A 2302-nucleotide genomic window follows, 5' to 3' on the forward strand; every position below is an offset into this window, starting at 1 on the left:
CGGAGAAGACCGCGGCGCTGTTGCTCGGTGACAACGAAGGCCGAGGCGTTCTGCGGCAGCTTCGCGTGTAGCGAGAGGGAGAGGCTGGGCCGGGGAGATGACGGCTTCGTTCCGCTGGAATCGCGGCGGAACGGGGCCGTTCGTCATGTGGCAGGGGTGGTGAGCGCGGTGATGAAGGGTATGGTGATCATGGTGTGGTCATGGCACCTGTTTCCGCAGGTCAGAGCCATGATCGAAGCGCGCCCTGCAGGATTCGAACCTGCGACCGTCGGATTAGAAGTAAGATCATTTAGTGCTTGGGTGTGTCAGTCAGTGTCGGTCTGTCCCGTGTCGGGCTGATTTCAGTGTCAGGTCATGACGGGAACTGTCGGTACGTTCCGGGGTCGGACGAGCACGGACCAAGCACGGCCGCCCCGCGATACCGTTGCCCTGCTCTTCTGGCTCCGCCCATCTGGCACTGAGGGCTCAAGGTGCGGTTCGGCCGCCGCGTGGAGGAAGTCAGGATCGTCCGGTGCTCTCGAAGAAAGCTCTCTGGAAGCCAGCCGGGGAAGGCGGCCGACGACACATGGGCAATCGGTAGCCCTGATGAATCTGGATGGCTCGTATTCGATGAACTCGGGCATCCGTTTGTGCCCAATCTGACTCTCGCGCTTGAGTGAGTGTCGGTGGCCGTGGATCCTGGAGGGCTGGCCTGTCAGGAGGGTGACACTTCGTCATGCAGCCACCGACCGCGAGAACTGCACGTGACCCCAAAGTAGTTCAGACCACCATCGGCCTTATCGAGTACCTACGCGACCTCGCTCATGCCGGTAAGCGCACCGTCCGCAACTACGAGAAGTACCAGAGCGTCTGGTGGCTTGCCGAGCTCCCTGAGGGGGTGAAGGCTCCCGAGGAACGGCCTAGCGGCACTCTGCTAAAGCTGGCGTACGAACCCAGACAGCCTCCTCCGGAGCCTCCCGATGTACTGGCTGGACGTATCGATCTCCAGCAGCTGACCAATCCAGCAGTCGAGCCTCGTTTGCAGGACCTCGAGACCCAACCAGACGATCTCCTCGCAATATCCGATGGGAGAGCACCAGCGGTATTCGAGGAATGGCTTGACCGCTGGCGGGTCTGGGCCGAGGCCGAGCGCCGGACCCTTCCCCGGCGTCAGTTGTACGGCGAGCTAGCCTCCGCATCGCGCAAGCTGAGCCAGAACGATGACACCCTCGAAGCGGTACTCGGCGTCGGTCTCCTATGCCTGGACACGCCCAACGGCGAAACGATTCGCCGACACCTGATCACTGTTCGGGTGGAAGTATCGGTGGATCGGGCGACGACAACGATCGTCGTTAAGATTCCCGACGAGGCGACCATTCGACTCGAAGACCGGCTGTTCCTTGACAGTCAGGACGGCTTTGCCGCTGAGCGGGTCGAGCAGCTCTCCGTTGACCTGCAGCAGCGCGACGTTCACCCGCTGTCCGATGGTGCCGTAGACATACTGGAGCGATGGCACACGCGAGCGCTCGACGTCCCAGCGCGATTCAGCCGTGTATGGGAGAGGCCGGAACCGGCGGACAGCGTTGCCGTCGTTGCGTTGGCGCCTGCGCTGATAGTCCGCCACCGAGACAGCAACCTTCTGGTGGACTGCTACGAGAGAATTCTCGAGACGCTCCAACGCCCGGACGCCAGTGCGCCGCTGGGGCTCGCTCAACTGGTGCTCGATCTGGAGAAGAGTGAGCGCGTCGCCCGGAGGACGAGTTCTGGCCAGCGCGCCGATCTCCTGCTTGGCGACGATCTGCTTTTCCCGCTCCCGGCAAACGCGGCACAGCGATCCGTGCTCGATCGTCTCCAGCGTGACACGGCCGTCGTCGTTCAAGGACCGCCGGGCACGGGGAAGACGCACACCATCGCCAACCTGCTGGCCGCATTGCTGGCAAGGGGAAAACGGGTGCTGGTCACGAGCGCGAAGGATCAGGCGCTGTCCGTCGTCCGTGAGAAGCTTCCGGAGTCGCTTCGGGAGTTGTGTGTCCAGTTCTCGTATCACCACGGGCGCGGAAGCGAAGACCTGGAACGTACCATTTCCGCTCTTTCCGACCATATCTCCAGCAGTAGTCCCGAGGAGCTGCGGCAGCGCATCGCGATGCTCCGTGTCCAGCGGGCAGGGACACTCAAGCGTCGCGCCGGCCTAAAGGACCAGATCTTCGATCTGCGGGAAAGCGAAACAGTGAACTCATTTCAGCGGCTCTCTCGAAGTTGTAGAACGAGGATCGCCTTGACGAGCTGACCTGCGCGAAGTGGGCAGCAGCGGAGCTTGCGGAGG

General features: G+C 62.6%; 1 protein-coding gene. It reads left to right on the top strand.

The features are described from left to right. The first annotated feature begins 715 nt into the window (after nt 1-715). On the top strand, nt 716-2266 hold the full coding sequence (locus tag ACWEVS_RS46175; RefSeq protein ID WP_452557598.1) for an AAA domain-containing protein: 1551 nt from the start codon (nt 716-718) through the stop codon (nt 2264-2266). Nucleotides 2267-2302: the final 36 nt, after the last annotated feature.

Source organism: Nonomuraea sp. NPDC003754 (assembly GCF_053605785.1).